The sequence below is a fragment of the Streptomyces sp. CA-243310 genome (assembly GCF_050936775.1).
GTDB lineage: Bacteria > Actinomycetota > Actinomycetes > Streptomycetales > Streptomycetaceae > Streptomyces.
This window is the reverse complement of the sequence record NZ_JBNJMF010000001.1, coordinates 2,279,439-2,298,729: the sequence shown is the minus strand read 5'-3', so window position 1 is coordinate 2,298,729 and position 19,291 is coordinate 2,279,439. Positions and strand designations below refer to the sequence as shown.

At 75.1% G+C, this 19,291-nt stretch carries 16 protein-coding genes and 1 riboswitch; of the genes, 10 read left to right on the top strand and 6 right to left on the bottom strand.

What is annotated here, in order from left to right:
- The first annotated feature begins 58 nt into the window (after positions 1–58).
- From ACQEVM_RS10505 to ACQEVM_RS10485, 5 genes are all read left to right on the top strand, one after another.
- Positions 59–1,120: an asparagine synthetase A gene (locus ACQEVM_RS10505; RefSeq protein WP_433077235.1), complete on the top strand. Its 1,062-nt coding sequence runs from the start codon at positions 59–61 to the stop codon at positions 1,118–1,120.
- Positions 1,117–2,427, top strand: a complete 1,311-nt coding sequence (locus ACQEVM_RS10500; RefSeq protein WP_433077233.1) for a glutamate synthase-related protein — start codon at positions 1,117–1,119, stop codon at positions 2,425–2,427. Before ACQEVM_RS10505 ends, ACQEVM_RS10500 begins: the two co-directional genes overlap by 4 nt.
- 104 nt (positions 2,428–2,531) lie before the next feature.
- Positions 2,532–2,714, top strand: a complete 183-nt coding sequence (locus ACQEVM_RS10495; protein WP_433077231.1) for a hypothetical protein — start codon at positions 2,532–2,534, stop codon at positions 2,712–2,714.
- Positions 2,715–2,802: 88 nt separating this feature from the next.
- Entirely contained in the window at positions 2,803–4,074 is a 1,272-nt protein-coding gene (locus ACQEVM_RS10490; RefSeq protein WP_433077229.1) for an MFS transporter, read from the top strand.
- A gap of 9 nt (positions 4,075–4,083) precedes the next feature.
- A complete protein-coding gene (locus tag ACQEVM_RS10485; RefSeq protein ID WP_433077227.1) occupies positions 4,084–4,926 on the top strand; it encodes a 4'-phosphopantetheinyl transferase family protein in 843 nt (280 codons plus the stop codon).
- Here ACQEVM_RS10485 and tsaD read toward each other — a convergent pair.
- Positions 4,895–5,971, bottom strand: coding sequence for a tRNA (adenosine(37)-N6)-threonylcarbamoyltransferase complex transferase subunit TsaD (gene tsaD, locus ACQEVM_RS10480; protein ID WP_433077226.1), 1,077 nt, complete (start codon positions 5,969–5,971; stop codon positions 4,895–4,897). The genes ACQEVM_RS10485 and tsaD overlap by 32 nt on opposite strands.
- A 173-nt stretch (positions 5,972–6,144) precedes the next feature.
- Here tsaD and ACQEVM_RS10475 point away from each other — a divergent pair, with 173 nt between their 5' ends.
- Entirely contained in the window at positions 6,145–7,125 is a 981-nt protein-coding gene (locus tag ACQEVM_RS10475) for a trypsin-like serine peptidase (protein WP_433077224.1), read from the top strand.
- 256 nt (positions 7,126–7,381) lie between these two features.
- Here ACQEVM_RS10475 and ACQEVM_RS10470 read toward each other — a convergent pair whose 3' ends face one another.
- Positions 7,382–8,338, bottom strand: coding sequence for an oxidoreductase (locus tag ACQEVM_RS10470; protein WP_433077222.1), 957 nt, complete (start codon positions 8,336–8,338; stop codon positions 7,382–7,384).
- A 162-nt stretch (positions 8,339–8,500) separates the two neighbouring features.
- Here ACQEVM_RS10470 and cbiE point away from each other — a divergent pair, with 162 nt between their 5' ends.
- Genes cbiE through ACQEVM_RS10455 form a run of 3 tightly spaced genes read left to right on the top strand, consistent with a single transcriptional unit; the run spans position 8,501 to position 11,281 of the window.
- Positions 8,501–9,787: a precorrin-6y C5,15-methyltransferase (decarboxylating) subunit CbiE gene (gene cbiE, locus ACQEVM_RS10465; protein ID WP_433077220.1), complete on the top strand. Its 1,287-nt coding sequence runs from the start codon at positions 8,501–8,503 to the stop codon at positions 9,785–9,787.
- Positions 9,784–10,533 carry a precorrin-4 C(11)-methyltransferase gene (gene cobM, locus ACQEVM_RS10460; protein WP_433077218.1) on the top strand — a complete coding sequence of 250 codons (750 nt, stop codon included), beginning with the start codon at positions 9,784–9,786 and terminating at the stop codon, positions 10,531–10,533. Before cbiE ends, cobM begins: the two co-directional genes overlap by 4 nt.
- Positions 10,523–11,281, top strand: a complete 759-nt coding sequence (locus ACQEVM_RS10455) for a cobalt-precorrin-6A reductase (RefSeq protein WP_433077216.1) — start codon at positions 10,523–10,525, stop codon at positions 11,279–11,281. Before cobM ends, ACQEVM_RS10455 begins: the two co-directional genes overlap by 11 nt.
- A gap of 105 nt (positions 11,282–11,386) precedes the next feature.
- On the opposite strand, the gene ACQEVM_RS10450 is transcribed toward ACQEVM_RS10455, so the two are convergent.
- The 3 genes from ACQEVM_RS10450 to ACQEVM_RS10440 are packed head-to-tail and all read right to left on the bottom strand — an operon-like array spanning position 11,387 to position 14,855.
- A complete protein-coding gene (locus ACQEVM_RS10450; RefSeq protein ID WP_433077214.1) occupies positions 11,387–12,889 on the bottom strand; it encodes a precorrin-2 C(20)-methyltransferase in 1,503 nt (500 codons plus the stop codon).
- Entirely contained in the window at positions 12,886–13,533 is a 648-nt protein-coding gene (locus tag ACQEVM_RS10445) for a precorrin-8X methylmutase (protein ID WP_267795996.1), read from the bottom strand. Before ACQEVM_RS10445 ends, ACQEVM_RS10450 begins: the two co-directional genes overlap by 4 nt.
- Entirely contained in the window at positions 13,530–14,855 is a 1,326-nt protein-coding gene (locus tag ACQEVM_RS10440; protein ID WP_433077211.1) for a cobalamin biosynthesis protein CobG, read from the bottom strand. The genes ACQEVM_RS10445 and ACQEVM_RS10440 overlap by 4 nt, the downstream gene beginning before the upstream one ends.
- Before the next feature lie 222 nt (positions 14,856–15,077).
- Positions 15,078–15,177, top strand: a riboswitch (cobalamin riboswitch).
- Between the two features lie 52 nt (positions 15,178–15,229).
- Between ACQEVM_RS10440 and cobN the strand changes: the two genes are divergently transcribed.
- Positions 15,230–18,838: a cobaltochelatase subunit CobN gene (gene cobN, locus ACQEVM_RS10435; protein WP_433077209.1), complete on the top strand. Its 3,609-nt coding sequence runs from the start codon at positions 15,230–15,232 to the stop codon at positions 18,836–18,838.
- A gap of 152 nt (positions 18,839–18,990) precedes the next feature.
- Here the strand turns inward: cobN and ACQEVM_RS10430 are convergent, their stop codons facing one another.
- The gene (locus ACQEVM_RS10430) at positions 18,991–19,212 is read right to left on the bottom strand and encodes a hypothetical protein (RefSeq protein WP_433077207.1); all 222 of its coding nucleotides are present in this window, start codon (positions 19,210–19,212) and stop codon (positions 18,991–18,993) included.
- Positions 19,213–19,291 lie beyond the last annotated feature (79 nt).

The following is a 19,291-nucleotide window of genomic DNA, read 5'->3' as shown; positions in this document are numbered from 1 at the left end:
CCGGTTCGAGCACGCGGCCGGTTCGAGCAGACACGGACACGAGACAGGAGTCGACACCATGGAAACCACGCACGGAACGGAACCCGCGAAAGACACCGCGGAGACGACGGGGACGTTGCCCCCGACCCCGACCCCGACCCCGACCCCGGCCCCGCCGCCGCTCGGCGAGCACCTGCGCTCCCCCGAGCTGCGGTCGGCGATGCTGGTGCAACAGGAAGTCCTCTTCGCGGCCCGGGAGTTCCTGCGCGGCAGAGGGTTCGTCGAGCTGCTCCCGCCGCTGGTGGGTCCGGTGACGGACCCGGGCGGTCGGGGCGCGAAGGCGCTGGACGTGGACTACTACGGCCGGCCGTACAAGCTCATGACGAGCGCGATCCTCTACAAGCAGGCCTCGCTGAAGGGCTTCCCCCGGCTGTTCTACATCGCTCCGAACGTCCGCGTGGAGCCTCCGGAGACGGCGTCCACCGGCCGACACCTGGTGGAGTTCCACCAGATCGACGTGGAGTTGGCGGGCGGTACGCGCCGCGACGCGCAGGAGCTCGCCGCCGGGCTGCTGACGCACGTGGTGGAGCACGTGTGGACGGCCGTACCGCAGGTGCTGCGCGAACTGGGCCGGGACGAGCTGGACTTCGCCGAGCTGCGGCAGGGAAAGTTCGACACCCGTACCCACGAGGAGGCGGTGGCCGCGCTGATCGGGCGGGGCCACCCGCAGAGCCCGGACGCCGAGATCGACTGGGCGGGCGAGAAGGTGCTCTCGCTGGAGGCCGACCGCCCGTTCTTCGTCGACGACTACCCCAAGGGTTCGCGCGGGTTCTACGATCGCGAGGACCCCGAACGGCCCGGTGTGCTCCGCAACTTCGACCTGATCGCGCACGGCGGCTTCGGCGAGCTGGTCAGCGGCAGCGAGCGCGAGTCCGCGTACGCGACGATCGTGACCCGGATGCGGGAGAGCGGGGAGAACCCCGCCAAGTACGCCTGGTACCTGGACCTGGCCCGCGAGGGCATCGAGCCGAGCGCCGGTTTCGGAATGGGGCTGCAACGCCTGGTCCGGTTCCTGACCGGACTGGACGCGCTGTGGCAGGTCAGCGCGTACCCGAAGCTGCCCGGGGTGATCGCGCCGTGAGCGGGCTGAGCGCCCCCGGGTTCCCCGAGGAGGCGGTACGGGCCCGGGCGCGGGCCGGGACGGCCGAGGTGTTCCCGGCGGCGGACGGGTACGGGTCCCGGCTCTTCGGAGCCGCCTCCCCCGTCGAGCGGGACGGCCTGGACGCCTTGCGGCTCGTTCCGCCGGTGTTCATGCCGAGGCGGCTGGAGAAGCTGATCGACCTGGGCAGGGAGCCTTCGTACGAGGACGTGGACCTGCGCACCCGGGTCGGCGGGTTCGCCTCGCGGCTCCCGCTCTACCTCTCGGCGTTCGGTTCGACCCGGGCGGGCAACGGGGACCTCGGCGTGGCCGCGGGCCGGCAGGCCGCGCGGCTCGGCATCCCCATGGTGATCGGGGAGAACATGGTGCCGGTCCACGGCTACGGCACGCGTTCGGCGCTGCTGGAGCGGGTGGCGGCGTACGCCGAGGCGGTCGCCGACGGGGTCGGCGGGGTGGTGGTGCAGCAGTCGACCGAGGACGCCGACTCCGAGGTGTGGAACCTGCTGTACAGCGACCCGGGTACGCGCGCCCTGCGGGACTCCGGCCGGCTCGGGTTCGAGCTGAAGGTGGGCCAGGGCGCGAAGCCGGGGCTCGGCGGGATGACCGTGGTCGGGGCGGCCGATGCCGAGCGGCTGGCCGAACAGTTCGCGGTGCGGGATCTGTTGGGCGATCCCGGCCGGCGGCTGCGCTGCGCGACCCCCGGCACGTTCACCGAGGAGATCGTCCTGCGGCAACTGAGGTTCATGCGGAACAACTTCCCGCTGGCCCGGACCTGGGTGAAGTTCCACCCGGGCCGGGACGTGGGCCGGGCCGCCGCCGTCGCCTGGACGGCGGGCGCCGACGCCGTCACGGTGGACGGCGCGGAGGGCGGCACCGGCTGGGCGCCGCGAGCCTTCCTGGACGGCGTCGGCCTGCCCCTCGAAGAGTGCCTGCGCCGCGTCGGTCCCCCGGCCGGGGACCTGCTCGCCTCGGGCCGGATCTGGGAGGGCGGTCGCGCGGTGCGGGTGCTCGCCCTGGGCGCGAGGGCGGTGGGCCTGGGCCGCGCGGCGCTGCTCGCCGTGGACGAGGACCCCCGCGCGGGCCTGGTCCGGCTGGTCGAGGCGCTGGCCCTGGAGACGCGGCTGCTGGTCAGCGCACTCGGCAAGTACCACGTCGGCGACCTCGACCCGGCCGACCTGTGGGCTCCGGACGGTCCCGGCGCGCCCGCGCCCGCCACGCCGTTCCCCGACCGGGCCGCGTCCGCCACGACGCATCCGGCCGCGTCGGCCGCGGTGGGTGGGCCGTCGTGAGGCGGGGCCGGCGCGGCGGCCGGTCCGCGCCGCCCGGTTGTCCGGGCCGCCGACGTCGGCCCGGCTTCGCCCGGGCCCGGTTCCGGCTCTCCGAGCTGCCCGGGGTGACGGTCACCCCCACCGCCGGCGGTGGCGCGGCCGGGGCCGCCGCCTCCCGGGTCCTGACCGGGGCCGGCCTCGGCCACCTCGGCGGGCACCTGGAACTGCGGAGCTTCGGCTCGCCCGGCCCGTCCGCCCGGGCCCGCGCGGCGGAGCACGCCGTCCGGGCCGCGCTGCGCACGGTCTGACCCCCGCCCCCGTCCGCCCCTCCCCGTCGCTCGCCGCGTCCCCGCCCTCCCCGCTCTCCTCGCCTTCCACACGGAACAGGTGCACCTGATGGACACCCCCGCACGCCCCGACACCGAACGACCCGACCCCGCGAAGGTCCAGTGGGGTCGCGTCGGCAGCCTCGTCGGCGGCCAGGCCGCCGTCCAACTGGGCAGCTTCGCCCTGCTGATCGCCATGAACTGGACCGCCGTACAGATCGGCGGGACCCGCGCCGTGACGCAGTTGATGCTCGCCGCGACCGTGCCCCGCGCCCTCATGCTGATCTTCGGCGGGGCGGTCGCCGACACCCTCGGTCCGCGCTTCGTCCTGCTGCGCACCACCGCCGCCCGGGTCGTGTTGCTCGGCGTCGGCGCCGTGGTCACCGCGAACACCGGACAGCTGTGGCCCCTGGTGGTGATCGCCCTGGTCGAGGGCGTGCTGCTCGGGCTGGCCGGACCGGCGTCCGGGGTGCTGCTGCCCCTGTTCGCCCGCGGCGACCAACTGGCCCGCGCCAACTCCCTGTACGCCATGGTCCTGCGGGTCGCACCGATCCTCGGCGCCCCGGCCGGCGCGTTCCTGATCACCGTCGGGGAGCTGTGGGTGGCGATGCTGGTCGGGGCGCTCACCGGCGCGATCTGGCTCGGCTGCCTGCTGCACGTCACCCACGGGTTCGTCCGGCCGGAGCCGGAGCCCGGGGTCTCCCTGGTGAAGCGGTCCGGGGACGGTTTCCGGCTGCTGGCCCGGCATCCGAGGCTGCGCTGGATGTTCGTCGCGGCGCTGTGCCTGGACATGGCGTTCAGTTGGCCGGCAGAGGTGGCGCTGCCCCTGCTGGTGTCCGAGCGGGGCTGGGGCGTCGGCGCGGTCGGCGTGGTCCTGGCGGCGTTCAGCGTGGGGGCCCTCGGCTCCAGCGCGGTGGGGGCGGCGTTCGCGCACCGCATCCCGATGTTCGTGCGGCTCGTCGTGACGGGCGCCGGCCTGGCCGCCGGCATCCTCGTCATGGCGCTGATGCCGTCGGTGGTCTCGCTGACCGCCGTCGCCGCCGGGGTCGGGCTGCTGTCCGGGCTGAACGGCCCGGCCATCGTCACCCTGTACCAACAGTCCGCCCCCGAGGACCGGATGGGCGCCGCGATGTCCACGCTCTCGCTCGCCGGGATCGGCACCGCGCCCGTCTCCATCGCCGTCTTCAGCTCGCTCTCGCTGGTCCTCGGTGTCCAGAGCACCTGGCTGCTGTGCGGCGCCATCGCGTTCGTCTCCCCCTTCGCGGCGGTGATGGCCCTGCGCCAACCGTCCCGGGCCGAGGAGCCGGCGCCGGTGGAGCCGCCCGTACCGGCCGCGGTGTGAGGGGGGCCCGTGACATCCCTCGCCATCCCGGCCCGCGGCCGGGCCCCCGGGCGGCTCCTGGTCCCGGAGGCGCTGTCGGACCCGGGGCCGGGGCGGGCCGCGCTGGTGGCCGCGACCCCGCAGCTGTGGCTCGTGGACACCACCGCGTACCGGGCGCACGCGGCCCGGCACGCCCCGGGGACCCTGGACGCCCAGGAGTTGGCGCGGGCCGCGGAGTTCGCGCGGGCCGCCGACCGGGACGCGTACGTCTGCGCGCACGTGGCGTTGCGCCGACTGCTCGGCGCCTACCTGGGGGCGGCCCCGCGCGAGGTGGTCGTCGAGCGGGCGCCCTGCTCGCACTGCGCGGAGCCGCACGGGCGTCCCGTGCTCCCGGGCGGGACTCTGCACTTCTCGCTCTCGCACTGCACCGGCATCAGCCTGTTGGCCTTCGCCTCCGCGCCCGTCGGCGTGGACGTGGAGGAGGTGGTGCGGCCCGACGTGATCGCCGACACGGCGGACGTGCTGCATCCGAGGGAGGCGGCGGAGCTGGCCGCCCTCCCGGCCGCTGAACGCGCCCGCGCCTTCACCCGGGTGTGGACCCGCAAGGAGGCCTACCTCAAGGGCCTCGGGGTGGGGTTGTCGGAGAACCCGGCCGCGGACTACGTGGGGTCGGGGCCGGAGCCGGCGCGGCTGCCGGGGTGGACGTTGACCGACGTACGGGTCCCCGAGGGCCACCGGGCGGCGCTGGCGCTGAACACGGGGCGCGCGGAGCCGGCGGGGGACCCGGCCCGGGCGGGCGGGGTCGGCGCGGCGACGTCCCGGCCGGTCGCCGGTGCGACGCTCACGCCGCCCCGACGGCCGCCCGCGGGTTGAGTGCGGCGAACTCCAGCGGCGCCGACGGGTCGATCGTCAACTCGTACGGCGCCGGCTCCGTGCCCGCGCGGACCAGCAGGTCTCCGATGGCCGCGATCATCGCGCCGTTGTCGGTGCACAGGGTCATCGGTGGAACCCGCAGTTCGATCCCGGCGGAGGCGCAGCGTCGCTCCGCGAGGTCGCGCACGCGGGAGTTGGCGGCCACTCCGCCGACCACCACCAGGGTTCGGACCCCGTACTCCTTGCAGGCCGCGACCGCCTTGCGGGTCAGCACGTCGGCAACCGCCTCCTGGAGCGAGGCCGCGCCGTCGGCGACCGGCGGCTCCTGGCCGCGCAGCCGATGGCCCTCGGCCCAGCGGGCGGCGGCGGTCTTGAGCCCCGAGAAGGAGAAGGAGTAGGCGTACGGGTCTCCGGCGCGGGGTCCGCCGGTGAGCGGGCGGGGGAAGGCGACGGCCTTCGGGTCGCCGCCCCGTGCGGCCCGGTCGATGGCCGGTCCGCCCGGGTAGGGCAGGCCGAGGACTCGTGCGACCTTGTCGAAGCACTCGCCGGCCGCGTCGTCGAGGGTGTCCCCGAGGTGCAGGATCGGTTCGCGCACGAGGTCGCGGACCAGCAGCAGCGAGGTGTGGCCGCCCGAGACGATCAGGACCATGCAGGGTTCGGGCAGCGGCCCGTGCTCCAGGGTGTCGGCGGCGACGTGTCCGGCCAGGTGGTGGACCCCGTACAGCGGCAGGTCGAGGGCGTAGGCGAGGGTCTTGGCGCCGGCGAGCCCGACCTGGAGCGCGCCGGAGAGGCCGGGCCCGGTGGTGACGGCGATGGCGTCGAGCTGCGACATCCGCAGGCCGGCCTGGTCGAGGGCCTGGCGGACGACCGGGTTGAAGGCGTGCAGGTGGGCGCGGGCCGCGATCTCGGGCACCACTCCGCCGAAGCGGGCGTGTTCGTCCATGCTGGAGGCGACGACGTGCGCGAGGAGCTTTCCGTCGCGCACGATTCCCGCGCCCGTCTCGTCGCAGGACGATTCGATGCCGAGCACCAGCGGAGATCCCACGACGACACCTTCAACCCTTGTTGCGAATGGTTCGCAACAAGGGTAGCGGGGCCGTCACCCCGACCGTGCACGGGCTGTGAGGACGGACACGTGCCCTCTCGGGAACCCTCGCCAGCTCGCACCCGTCGGACGGGACGTCGAAGGATCTTCGGGAACGGGAGCGGGAGCGCCACATGGTCGGCAAGACGGGGGGCGGGCGGAGACGCGTCCGCGTCGTGCTGCTCGGGATCGTTCTCGCCCTGCTGGGAGCCGGTTCCTGGGTCGTGTGGGAACTGCGCGCCGCCGCCGCGCACCTCGCGGACGGGGACCCGGCACAGGGCACCTACCTCCAGGATCCGGAGCGCGCCGACCGGACGGCCTCGGCGGTCCTGGACGGCCTCGTGGTGGAGGTCGAGGCACCGCGCGACGACACCCCGGACCCCGCCGGTTCCGGGGCGACCGCCGAGCCCGCCGGGTCCACGACGGCGGTGCGGTCGCGGCGGGAGGGCGACTGGCGCCCCTCCTCGCCCCTGGAGGCCCGGAGCACGGCGCCCGAGCCCGCGATCGGCGCGCTGTTCTCCCCCGGCGGCGACTGGGACGGCGACCACCACTGCTCCGCCGGCGTGGTGCACTCCCCCGACGGGGATCTCCTCGTCACCGCCGCCCACTGCGTGTACCAGGGCGGCTTCCGCACCAACCTCGCCTTCGTTCCGGGCTACCGGGACGGCGTGGCCCCGTACGGCGTCTGGGTGCCCACCCGGATCGACGTGGACTCCCGCTGGACGGAGTCCGCCGATCCCGATCACGACGTGGCCTTCGTCCGGGTGCGCCGCCCCGGACACCCCGGGGAGCGGCTGGAGGACGTCACCGGCGCGCCCGCGATCCGGTTCCGGCCCGAACTGCCCCTGCCCGCACGGGTGGTGGGCTATCCGAATGACGCCGAACGGCCGGTGGAGTGCTACAACACGGCCCGCGCGGAAGGGCCCGCGCAGTTGCGGCTGGACTGCGCGGGCGTACCGAACGGAACCAGCGGCGGCCCGATCCTGGCCGAAGGCCCCACCCTGATCGGGGTGGTCGGCGGCCGTGACGGCGGCGGCGACGAGAGGACCTCGTACAGCAGTCGGTTCGACGACGGCACCCGCGCCCTCTACGCGCGGGCGACCGGATCCCCCTGAGGCGGCTCCCGGGATCCGCTCCGGGTGCGCCTGCGCCTCGGGGGGAGCCCGGGTCCTGGGTGGTTGTCCGCAGCGTCGTCGTCCATGCCGCCGAGTGTCCGGGACGGCGGGGCCCCGTTCGGTGCCCGCCCGGGGCGCCCGGAGGCGTCCCGGGGGCGGACGGGCTCACTTCCGGGTGCCCGTGACGGCGGATCCGGCGGGCGTCAAGAGCCCGAGGGGGCGAGTGTCCGCCCTCCGCCCCCGAGGCATCGGCCGTTCAGCGCGCCGGCACCGGACAGGGCACCCCGGTCAGCTTCTCGGAGGCGCTCCACAGCCGCTCCCCCGACGCGTCGTCGAGGGTCCACTTGGCCCGCCAGGACCGGACGGGCGCCCCGCGCCAGCCGAGCCGCGGTCCGATGAACGCGTCGGGCCGGACCCCGGGGGCGGTGGCCGCGTACAGGGTGGGCAGCGCGCCGGCCTCGGCGGACTGCGCGACGACGGCGATGCCGACGGCGTTGACGGCGGCGTTCGCGGCGACGGCGATCCGTGACGTGACGGTGCGCCCGGCCCGGGGGGCCGCCCCGACGTGCAGGTTGGTGGAGGCGTAGCCGGGGTGGGCGGCGGCCACGACGATCCCGGAGCCGGCGGCCGCGAGGCGCCGGGACAGTTCGTGGGTGAAGAGCAGGTTGGCGGTCTTCGAGCGGCCGTAGGCGATCCACCGCCGGTATCCGCGTTCGGCGTTCAGATCGTCGTGGTCGAGGTCGCCGAGGACGTGGAACGCGCTGGAGAGGTTGACGATCCTGGCCCCGTCGCCGGCGGCGAGGACTCGGGGCAGGAGCAGCCCGGTCAGGGCGAAGTGACCGAGGTGGTTGATCCCGAACTGAGCCTCGAACCCGTCAGCGGTGCGACCGTACGGCAGGGCCATCACGCCGGCGTTGTTGACGAGCAGGTCCAGGGTGTCGTGGCGCCGCGACCAGGCTCGGGCGAACTCCCGCACGGAGCCGAGGTCGGCGAGGTCCAGCGGCATGAACTCCACGTCCGCGCCGGGCACCTCGGTCCGCAGCCGTACCGCTGCGGCCCGGCCCCGGGCCGCGCTGCGGCAGGCCAGGACGACCCCGGCCCCGGCGCGGGCCAACTCGCGGGCGGTGACCAGCCCGATCCCGCTGTTGGCGCCGGTCACGACGGCGGTACGGCCACTCTGGTCGGGGATGTTCCTGACGTTCCAGCCGGGCATCTCGACTCCCTCACGACGAAGTGGTTACTGAGGGTAACATCCCGCGTTCCGGGCGGTCGGCTCGGGGGCCCGCACGTGGGCCCCGTCACCCCGGGGACCGGGCACAGCCGCAGGCCAGTAGGCTGCGGGTCCATCCGCTTCCCCTCCCGCGAGGTCCACGCAGTGAGCTCCGCACCTCCCACCCTCCCCGTGACGGTCGTCGGCCTCGGCGCCGACGGCTGGGCCGGACTCACCGCCGCCGCCCGGACCGCGCTGACCTCCGCCGAGGTCCTGATCGGCGGGCCCCGCCAGCTGGACCTGCTGCCCGCCGACTCCTGCCCCGGCCAACGGGTCGCCTGGCCCAGCCCACTGCGCCCCGCGGTGCCGAAACTGACCGCCGAGCACGCGGGCCGCCGGATCGCGGTGCTGGCCAGCGGCGACCCCATGTTCTACGGGATCGGCCGCGCCCTCTGCGAGGAACTCGGCCCGCACGCCCTGCACGTCCTCCCGCACCCCTCCTCGGTGTCCTACGCCTGCGCCCGGCTCGGCTGGCCGGTGGAGGACACCGAGGTCGTCACCGTCGTCGGCCGCCCCGTGGCCCGGCTCGCCGCCGCCCTGCACGAGGGCCGGCGGGTGCTCGTGCTCAGCGCGGGCGCGGGCTCGCCGGGCGAGATCGCCGCACTGCTGAGGGAGCGGGGCTTCGGCCCGAGCCGCATGCGGGTGCTGGAGCGGCTCGGCTCCGAACACGAGGACGCGTACGAGGGCCACGCGGACGGCTGGGACCGGGCGCCGGGCGACCCGTTGAACGTGGTGGCCGTGGACTGCCGCCGCGACCCGGACTCCCCGACACCCCGACTCGGCACCACCCCCGGCCTGCCCGACACCGCGTACGAGCACGACGGCCAGCTCACCAAGCGGCACGTGCGGGCCGCGACCCTGTGCGCCCTCGCCCCGGCCCCGGGCGAGCTGCTGTGGGACATCGGCGGCGGTTCCGGTTCCATCGGCATCGAGTGGATGCGCAGCCATCCCACCTGCCGGGCGGTGACCGTGGAACGCGTCCCCGAGCGGGCCGAACGGATCACCCGCAACGCCGCCGCGCTCGGCGTGCCCGGCCTGCGGGTCGTCCTCGGAGCGGCCCCCGACGCGCTGATCGGACTGCCCGCCCCCGACGCGGTGTTCATCGGTGGCGGCCTCACCGCGCCCGGCCTCCTCGACGCGGCGTGGACGGCGCTGGCACCCGGCGGGCGACTGGTGGTCAACACGGTCACCCTGGAATCGGAGGCCGTGCTCGGCGACCACCACCGGCGCCGCGGTGGCGAGCTGGTCAAGCTGGCCGTCGCCCACGCGGTGCCGGTCGGCGGCTTCACGGGCTGGCGGCAGGCCATGGCGGTCACCCAGTGGTCGGTCACCAAGCCGCACCCGACGACGGACCGGACGACCGAGAACGAGAACGACAAGGACCAGACATGACCGTGTACTTCATCGGCGCGGGCCCCGGCGCCGCCGACCTGATCACCGTGCGCGGTGCCCGGACACTGGCCGCCGCCCCCGTCTGCCTGTACGCGGGCAGCCTGGTGCCGCGCGAGCTGCTGGCCGAATGCCCGGCCGACGCCCGCCTGATCGACACCTCCCGGCTCAACCTGGACGAGATCGTCGCGGAGTTCACCCGGGCGCACGAGGCGGGTCTGGACGTGGCGCGGCTGCACTCCGGCGACCCGTCGATCTTCAGCGCGGTCGCCGAGCAGATGCGGCGCCTCGACGCGGTCGGCATTGCCTACGAGGTGGTCCCGGGCGTGCCGGCGTTCGCCGCCGCGGCCGCCGCGCTGAAGCGGGAGTTGACCGTGCCCACCGTCGGGCAGACCGTGATCCTGACCCGGATCGCCCAGCAGGCCACGCCGATGCCGCCCGGGGAGGACCTGGCCACGCTCGGCCGCAGCGGCGCGCTGCTGGTCCTGCACCTGGCGACGCGGTACGTCGACCGGGTCGTCGAGGAACTGCTGCCGCACTACGGGGCCGAGTGCCCCGTCGCGGTGGTCGCGATGGCCAGCCGCCCCGACGAGCTGATCCTGCGCGGCACGCTGACCGACATCGCGGAACAGGTGAAGGCGGCCGGGCTGGTACGCACCGCGGTGATCGTGGTGGGTCGCACGCTGGGCGCGGAGCAGTTCCGCGACAGCCACCTGTACTCCGCCGACCGCGACCGGCATGTCTGCTGACGGGGACTGCGGTCACCTGCTGATCCTGGGCGGTACGACGGAGGCCCGCCGGCTCGCGGAGGCGCTGGAGCGGACCCCGCTCCGGGTGACGACCTCCCTGGCCGGCCGGGTCGGCGCGCCGGTGCTGCCGCCGGGCGGGACCCGGATCGGCGGCTTCGGCGGCGCCGAGGGCCTGGCGGCCTGGATGACCGCCCACCGGGTCACGCACCTGGTGGACGCCACCCACCCCTTCGCGGAGCGGATGAGTTTCCACGCGGCGCGGGCCGCGGAACTCACCGGCGTACCGCTGCTCGCGTTGCGCCGTCCCGGCTGGGTCCCGGGGCCCGGCGACGACTGGACGTTCGTCGAATCCCTCGACGCGGCGGCCGCCCTGCTCCCGGAGCGGGGCCGCCGGGTGTTCCTGACCACGGGCCGGATGGGCCTGCACCGCTTCGCACACCTCACCGAGCCCTGGTTCCTGGTGCGTTCGGTGGACCCGCCGGCCGGGGAGCGACCGCCGCGCCTCGAAGTGCTGCTCGCGAGGGGGCCGTTCGGCCTCGCCGACGAGCGGGAGCTGCTGGCCCGGCACCGGATCGACGTCCTGGTGACCAAGGACAGCGGCGGCGACGCCACCGCGCCCAAGCTCGTCGCGGCCCGGGAGGCGGGGATCGCGGTGCTGGTCGTACGGCGACCGCCGGTGCCCGAGGGGGTGCCGGAGGCGGACTCCGTCGAGGCGGCGCTGGCCCGCCTGACCGACTTCCGGGCCTGAACCGCCCGCCCGGCCACGGCTGAACCGCCCGAGCGGCCGGGTCCCGGGGCCGTCACCGCCCCGGGGCCCGGCTCTCGCGTCGACCGGTCCGACCGGTCCGACCGGTCAGGCGTAGCGGCGCGGGGTCCAGGTGACCCGCGACCCGTCGGCCCGCTCGGTGACCCGGGTCTGCGAGGAACCGATCAGCAGGATCGTGCGCATGTCCACCTCGGCCGGCTCCAGTTCGGCGAGGGTCACGATCCGCACCGACTGCTCCGGGCCGCCGACGTCCCGCGCGACGACCACCGGGGTCTGCGGGGAGCGCAGTTCCAGCAGGAGTTCCCTGGCCCGCGCGACCTGCCAGGTACGGCTGCGCGAGCCCGGGTTGTACAGGGCGAGCACCAGATCGGCCGCGGCGGCGGCGCGCAGCCGCTCGGCGATGACCTCCCACGGCTTGAGCCGGTCGGAGAGCGACACGGTGGCGTAGTCGTGGCCGAGCGGCGCCCCGGCCGCCGCGGCAGCGGCGTTGGCGGCGGTCACGCCCGGCAGGACCCGTACCGGCACGTCCTTGTAGGCGTCCTGACCGGCGACCTCCAGGACGGCCGTGGCCATCGCGAAGACGCCGGGGTCGCCGCCGGAGACCACGACGACCCGCTTGCCGCGGCGGGCGAGGTCCAGGGCGAACTCGGCGCGCTCCGACTCCACCTTGTTGTCGGAGCCGTGCCGGACCTGTCCGGGCTTCACCGGGACGCGGTCCAGGTAGGTCGTGTACCCGACCAGCACCTCGGCGTCGGCGAGCACCCGCCGGGTCTCGGCGGTCAGCCACAGCGGGCCGGCCGGTCCGGTGCCGACCACGACGACCTCGCCGGGGCCGGACGGCACGCTGCCCGGGTTGCCGATCCGGCTGGGCACCACGGCGACGGCGAAGTACGGGACGCTGTCGGGGTCGGTGTCGGCGAGCAGGCCCGTGCGCTCCCCCGCCATGGTGGCGCGCTCGACGTAGCGGGCCTCGGCGAGCCGGCCGCTGCTCTCCATGGCGCGGCGCACCGCGGGGAAGGTGCGGCCGAGCTTCATCACGACCGCCGAGTCGGTGGCGGCGAGCCGGGCGGTCAGCTCTTCCTCGGGCAGGGTGCCGGGCAGGATCGTCAGCACCTCCTCGCCCTCCACGAGCGGGGTCCCCAGGCGGGCGGCGGCGGCGCTCACCGAGGTCACGCCGGGGATCACCTCGGCCGGGTAGCGGTCCGCGAGGCGCTTGTGCATGTGCATGTACGAGCCGTAGAAGAGCGGGTCGCCCTCGGCGAGCACGGCGACGGTCCGGCCGGCGTCGAGGTGTGCGGCCAGGCGGGCGGCGGACGCCTCGTAGAACTCCTCCATCGCGCCCTGATAGCCGCCGGGGTGGTCGGTGGTCTCGGTGGTGACCGGGTAGACCAGCGGTTCCTCGACGTGGTCGGCGCGCAGGTGCTTCGCGGCGATCGAGCGGGCGATCGAGCGGCCGTGGCGGGCGGAGTGGTAAGCGACGACGTCCGCCTCCGCGATCACCTCGACGGCGCGCAGGGTCATCAGGGAGGGGTCGCCGGGGCCGAGGCCCACGCCGTAGAGCCGTCCGGGGGTCACGTCGGCGGCGCTCATTCGGCCACGCTCGCGATGGCGTTGACGGCCGCGGCGGCGATGGCGCTGCCGCCCCGCCGGCCCCGCACGATGAGGTGGTCGAGGCCCGAGGGGTGGGCGGCGAGCGCGTCCTTGGACTCGGCCGCGCCGATGAAGCCGACGGGGACGCCGATGACGGCGGCCGGGCGCGGCGCGCCCTCCTCGATCATCTCCAGCAGGCGGAAGAGGGCGGTCGGGGCGTTGCCGACGGCGATCACCGAGCCCTCCAACAGGCCCCGGTCACGCCAGACTTCGAGGGCGGCGGCGCTGCGCGTGGTACCCATCCGCGCGGCGAGTTCCGGGACGGCCGGGTCGGAGAGGGTACAGATCACCTCGTTGTCGGCGGGCAGCCGCTTGCGGGTGACCCCGCTCGCGACCATCTGTACGTCGCACAGGATCGGCGCGCCGGCCTCCAGCGCGGCGCGCGCCCGCAGGACGACGTCCGGGGTGTACCCGAGGTCCTGGGGCAAGTCGGTCATCCCGCAGGCGTGGATCATGCGCACCGCGACCTGGGCGACCGAGGCGGGCAGCCCGGAGAGGTCCGCCTCGGCGCGGATCGTGGCAAAGGACTGGCGGTAGATCGCCGCGCCGTCCTTCTCGTACTCGAACACGGGGCACTCGCTCATTTCTTCACTGCGGGGTCGGGGGCCGGTGGGGTGGTGCGGGCGTCCGCGAGGGCCGCGGCAAGTTCGGTGGGGGCGCCCGGCACATGGTGCCGTGCGGGGCGGCCCGGCGCGGAGAGCCGGTAGCCGGTCGGGCCGGCGACCAGGTCCACCCAGGCGGTGCCGCGCGGGTGCCCGCAGCGGCGCTCGCAGCCCGACCAGTGCACGGGCAGCGGGCCGCGCGCGCGGTCCACGACGGCCCGCGCGTCGGCGCGCACGTCCGCGAGGGATTTCGCGCAACCCGGCCGTCCGGTACAGGCGGTGACGGACTGCCAGGGACCGTCGGGGGCGAGGACCAGTCCGGCGCCCTCGATGCGGTCCGTGACGGAGGCGGCGGGCCAGGGGATCTCGCCCGGGGGCAGCACGACGCCGCGCCACGGGGTGACGCGCAGCTCTCCGCGCCCCTGTTCGGCGACCTCGACCAGGACCCGCCACTGCGCGGTGGTCGCCCGGCCCAGCGGGGGCAGGACGCACAGGGCGCCTCGGCCGTCGGCGTCCGGCCCCGCGGGCGCGGGCGGCGCCGCGTACGGCCAGGTCGGCGCGCCCGCGTCCACCGCCTCGATCCCGGCGGCCGTCAGACGTCGGGCCAACTCGGATGCCCGCAGGGGGTGTTCGGGGGGCAGTTCGGACACGCGCCAGGCGCGGGTGCCGGCCGCGGCGGCGGTGTCGAGGAAGTACGCGGCGGCCAGCAGCGCCGCCCGGGGAGCGTCCGGCGCGGCCACGTCGACGGCGTCGGCGGCAACGCCGAGCCTGATCAGCGCCCGTCCGTCGGGCCGGCCGAGCACGGTCACGTCGGGGCCGAGGGCGGCGACGTCCCCGCGTCCGTCGTCGAAGGCGAACAGGAACCGCCCGGACAGGGCGGTGGCCCCGGCGCTCGCGCAGAGCAGCCGGTCGAAGGCCAGGGCCCAGGCGAGCGCGTCGGGCCGGTGCGGCCCCTCCAGCCCCGACATGGGGGTCGCCACGATGTTCCGTACCCGCTCGTGGGCCGGCGCCGGCAGCAGCCCGGCGGCGTCCAGCAGCTCGGCGGGGCCCGCCCCGCAGTCCTCGGCCAGGCCGCGGAGCTGCACGTTCCCGCGCGAGGTGATCTCCAGGTGGCCGTCCCCGAAGCGGTCCGCGGCGAGCGCCAGGGCCTCGGCCTGCGGGGCCGTGAGCAGCCCCGCAGGGATCCGCACCCGGGCCAGGAAGCCGTCGTCCGCCGCGTGCAGCCGCAGCGCGCCGGGGCAGGCGTCACCGCGGTCCCGTATGACGGGTTTCTCCCGCGATGCGGCGGAGGGGGGCGTGGGCATGGCCGCGAGCATACCCAGGATTGCCGCGCCCCGACCTGTGTCCGTCGCCACCCCCGGGGCCGGGGCCGTCCCGCCCCGGGGGCACCGTCCTCTCCGCCCCCACCAGCCACTTTCCGACCTGCGGGGGTTTGGGACACCCGGGCCCCGGGGCAGGGCCCCCGGCAACGGAGCCGCGCACGCCGCCCCCCTAAGATGACCACCGGCGGACCGCACGGCCCGCCGTCGCCGAGGACGGCGACATGGGAGGAAGCCCGGTGAGATTCCGGCGCGGTCCCGCCACTGTGAACCCCGGGGAGCGATCCGCGGGGTGAGTCAGGAACTCCCGCTGTCCTCACTGCCCGGGGCGCGGAAACCCCGAGGAAGGCTGCCGCCGCATGATCCTGCTGCTGTCGACGTCCGACACCGATCTGCTCAGCGCCCGCGCCGCGGACGGCCCCGTCCCGTACCGGTTCGCGAACCCCTCCCGCCTCCCCCTGGACGACCTGCCGGGCCTCCTCGACGGCGCCGACCTGGTCGTCGTACGCCTGCTCGGCGGTCTGCGGGCCTGGCAGGACGGCCTCGATCTGCTGCTGGCCCCGGACCAGACCCGTCCCGTGGTGGTGCTGACCGGCGAACAGGCCCCGGACGCCCAGCTGATGGAGGCCTCCACGGTCCCGATCGGCATCGCCGCCGAGGCGCACGGTTACCTCGCGCACGGCGGCCCCGCCAACCTGGACCAGCTCGCCCGCTTCCTCTCCGACACCGTGCTGCTCACCGGTCACGGCTTCGAGCCCCCGGCCGCGGCGCCCACCTGGGGGCCGCTGGAGCGCACCCCGCAGCGCACCGAGGGCCCGAGGATCGCGGTGCTCTACTACCGCGCCCACCAGATGAGCGGCAACACCTCCTTCGTGCACGCCCTGTGCGAGGCCGTCGAGGCGCAGGGCGCCCAGGCGCTCCCGCTGTACGTCTCCTCGCTGCGCACGCCCGAGCCGGGCCTGATCGCCGAGCTGGAGTCCGTCGACGCGGTCGTCACCACCGTCCTCGCGGCGGGTGGCACCAAGCCCGCCACCGCCTCGGCGGGCGGTGACGACGAGTCCTGGGACGCGGGCGCGCTGGCCGGGCTCGGCGTGCCGATCCTCCAGGCCCTGTGCCTGACCGGATCGCGCAGCGCCTGGGAGGAGAACGACGAGGGCCTGTCCCCGCTCGACGCGGCGACGCAGGTCGCGGTGCCGGAGTTCGACGGCCGTCTGATCACCGTCCCGTTCTCCTTCAAGGAGCTCGACGAGGACGGGCTGCCCGCCTACGTGGCCGACCCCGAACGGGCCGCCCGGGTCGCGGGGATCGCCGTGCGCCACGCCCGGCTGCGGCACATCGAGCGCCGTGACAAGAAGATCGCGCTGGTGTTGTCGGCGTACCCGACGAAGCACTCCCGCATCGGCAACGCGGTCGGCCTGGACACCCCGGCGAGCGCCGTGGAACTGCTCCGCACGCTGATCGCGGGCGGCTACGACTTCGGCCCCGTCGAGGAGGTCCCGGGCCTGGTCTCGGGTGACGGCGACGAGCTGATCCGCGCCCTGATCGAGGCCGGCGGCCACGACCAGGACTGGCTCACCGAGGAGCAGTTGGCCCGCAACCCCGTCCGCATCCCGGCCGCCGACTACAAGCGGTGGTTCGCGGACCTCCCGGCCGATCTGCGCGCGAGCGTCGAGGAACACTGGGGCGAGGCGCCCGGCAACATGTTCGTGGACCGCTCGGCCAACCCGGAGGGCGACATCGTCCTCGCGGCCCTGCGCCGCGGGAACCTGCTGATCCTGATCCAGCCGCCGCGCGGTTTCGGCGAGAACCCGATCGCGATCTACCACGACCCGGACCTGCCGCCCTCGCACCACTACCTGGCCGCGTACCGCTGGATCCAGGCGCGCGCCGAGGACGGCGGCTTCGGCGCCGACGCCATGATCCACCTGGGCAAGCACGGCAACCTGGAGTGGCTGCCGGGCAAGAACGCGGGCCTGTCCGCGTCCTGCGCCCCGGACGCCGCCCTCGGCGACCTGCCGCTGATCTACCCGTTCCTGGTCAACGACCCGGGCGAGGGAACCCAGGCCAAGCGCCGGGTGCACGCCACCCTCGTCGACCACCTGGTGCCGCCGATGGCCCGCGCGGAGTCCTACGGCGACATCGCGCGCCTGGAACAGCACCTGGACGAGTACGCGCAGATCTCGGCGATGGACCCGGCGAAGCTCCCGGCGATCCGCGCGCAGATCTGGACCCTGATCCAGGCCGCGAAGCTGGACCACGACCTGGGGTTGGAGGCGCGCCCCGACGACGACGGCTTCGACGACTTCCTGCTGCACGTCGACGGCTGGCTGTGCGAGGTCAAGGACGCCCAGATCCGCGACGGTCTGCACGTCCTGGGCGGCGCCCCGACCGGTACGGCCCGGGTCAACCTGGTGCTCGCCATCCTGCGCGCCCGCCAGATCTGGGGCGGTACGACGGCCCTTCCGGGCCTGCGCGAGGCGCTCGGCCTGGACGAGTCCGCGGCCACCCGCACCTCCGCCGACGAGGCGGAGGAGACGGCCCGCGCGCTGGTCCAGGCGATGGAGGACGCCGGCTGGGCCCCGGAGGCGGTGGCCTCGGTGGCCGCCGCCCACTCGGCCGACGTGGCGGCGGTGCTGGACTTCGCGGCCCGCGAGGTCGTCCCGCGGCTGGCCGGCACCACCGACGAGATCGCCCACGTGGTCAGCGCCCTGGACGGCTCCTTCGTCCCGGCGGGCCCCTCCGGCTCGCCGCTGCGCGGCCTGGTCAACGTGCTGCCGACCGGTCGGAACTTCTACTCCGTCGACCCGAAGGCCGTCCCGTCGCGGCTGGCGTGGGAGACGGGTCAGGCGCTCGCCGACTCCCTCCTGAACCGCTACCGCACGGACAACGGCGAGTGGCCGCCGTCCGTCGGCCTGTCGCTGTGGGGCACGAGCGCGATGCGCACCTCCGGGGACGACGTGGCGGAGGCCATGGCGCTGCTGGGCGTGCGTCCGGTCTGGGACGAGGCCTCGCGCCGGGTCACCGGCCTGGAGCCGATCCCGCTCGACGAGCTGGGCCGGCCGCGCATCGATGTCACCCTGCGCATCTCGGGCTTCTTCCGGGACGCGTTCCCGCACGTCATCGGACTGCTGGACGACGCGGTGCGGCTCGCGGCCTCGCTGGACGAGCCGGCCGACCGGAACTTCGTCCGGGCCCACGCCCAGGCCGACCTGGCCGAGCACGGCGACGAGCGGCGCGCGACGACCCGTATCTTCGGCTCGCGCCCGGGCACGTACGGCGCCGGCATCCTCCAGCTGATCGACTCGCGCGACTGGCGCACGGACGCCGACCTCGCCGAGGTCTACACGGTGTGGGGCGGATACGCGTACGGTCGCGGCCTGGAGGGCCGTCCGGCGCGCGCCGAGATGGAGACGGCGTACAAGCGGATCACCGTCGCCGCGAAGAACACCGATACGCGCGAGCACGACATCGCGGACTCGGACGACTACTTCCAGTACCACGGCGGCATGGTCGCCACCGTGCGCGCCCTGCGGGGCACGGCGCCCGAGGCGTACATCGGGGACTCCACCCGCCCGGAGACAGTCAAGACCCGCACGCTGGTGGAGGAGACCTCCCGGGTCTTCCGCGCCCGGGTGGTCAACCCGAAGTGGATCGAGGCGATGCGTCGCCACGGCTACAAGGGTGCCTTCGAGCTGGCGGCGACGGTGGACTACCTCTTCGGGTACGACGCCACGACGGGCGTCGTCGCGGACTGGATGTACGACAAGCTGACCGAGACGTACGTCCTGGACCCGGAGAACCGCGCCTTCCTGGAGGAGGCCAACCCCTGGGCCCTGCACGGCATCGCCGAACGCCTCCTGGAGGCGGAGTCGCGCGGCATGTGGGAGAAGCCCGACGCGCGGATCCTCGAGGAGTTGCGCCAGGTGTACCTGGACACCGAGGGCAACCTGGAGGGCGACGCCGAGTAGGGCCGGGCGGTCGCCGGGAAGCCCCGGCCCGCCCTCGTGCCACCGGAGCGACGCGCGTCCTCCCCGCCCGTCGTCGGGGCGGGGAGGACGCGCTCTTTTCCGGCCCGCCCCGACGCCCGCCCGATGCCCGGCCGGACCCGCGGACCGGCCGCCTACTTGGTCGTGGTGTTCAGCGCGACGAGCGCCGCCGCCCACCGGGCGTACTTCAGTTGACCGAGGTCGGCGACGGTCTTGACCCCGAACGCCTCCTGGAGCAGTTCGCCGTCCCGGTCGGTGACGCCCTTCAGGGCCGCCACCGGCGCCGCGAGGACGTCCGCGAGCGGCTTGTCCTCCCACGCCTTGTCCAGCACCTTGCTCAGATCGATCGCAGACATCGCCGTTTCCTCCCGTATGGGATTTACATAGGGGAGGAAATCTAGATGAACAGGACATCGGTCCGGAGGTTCGACACGA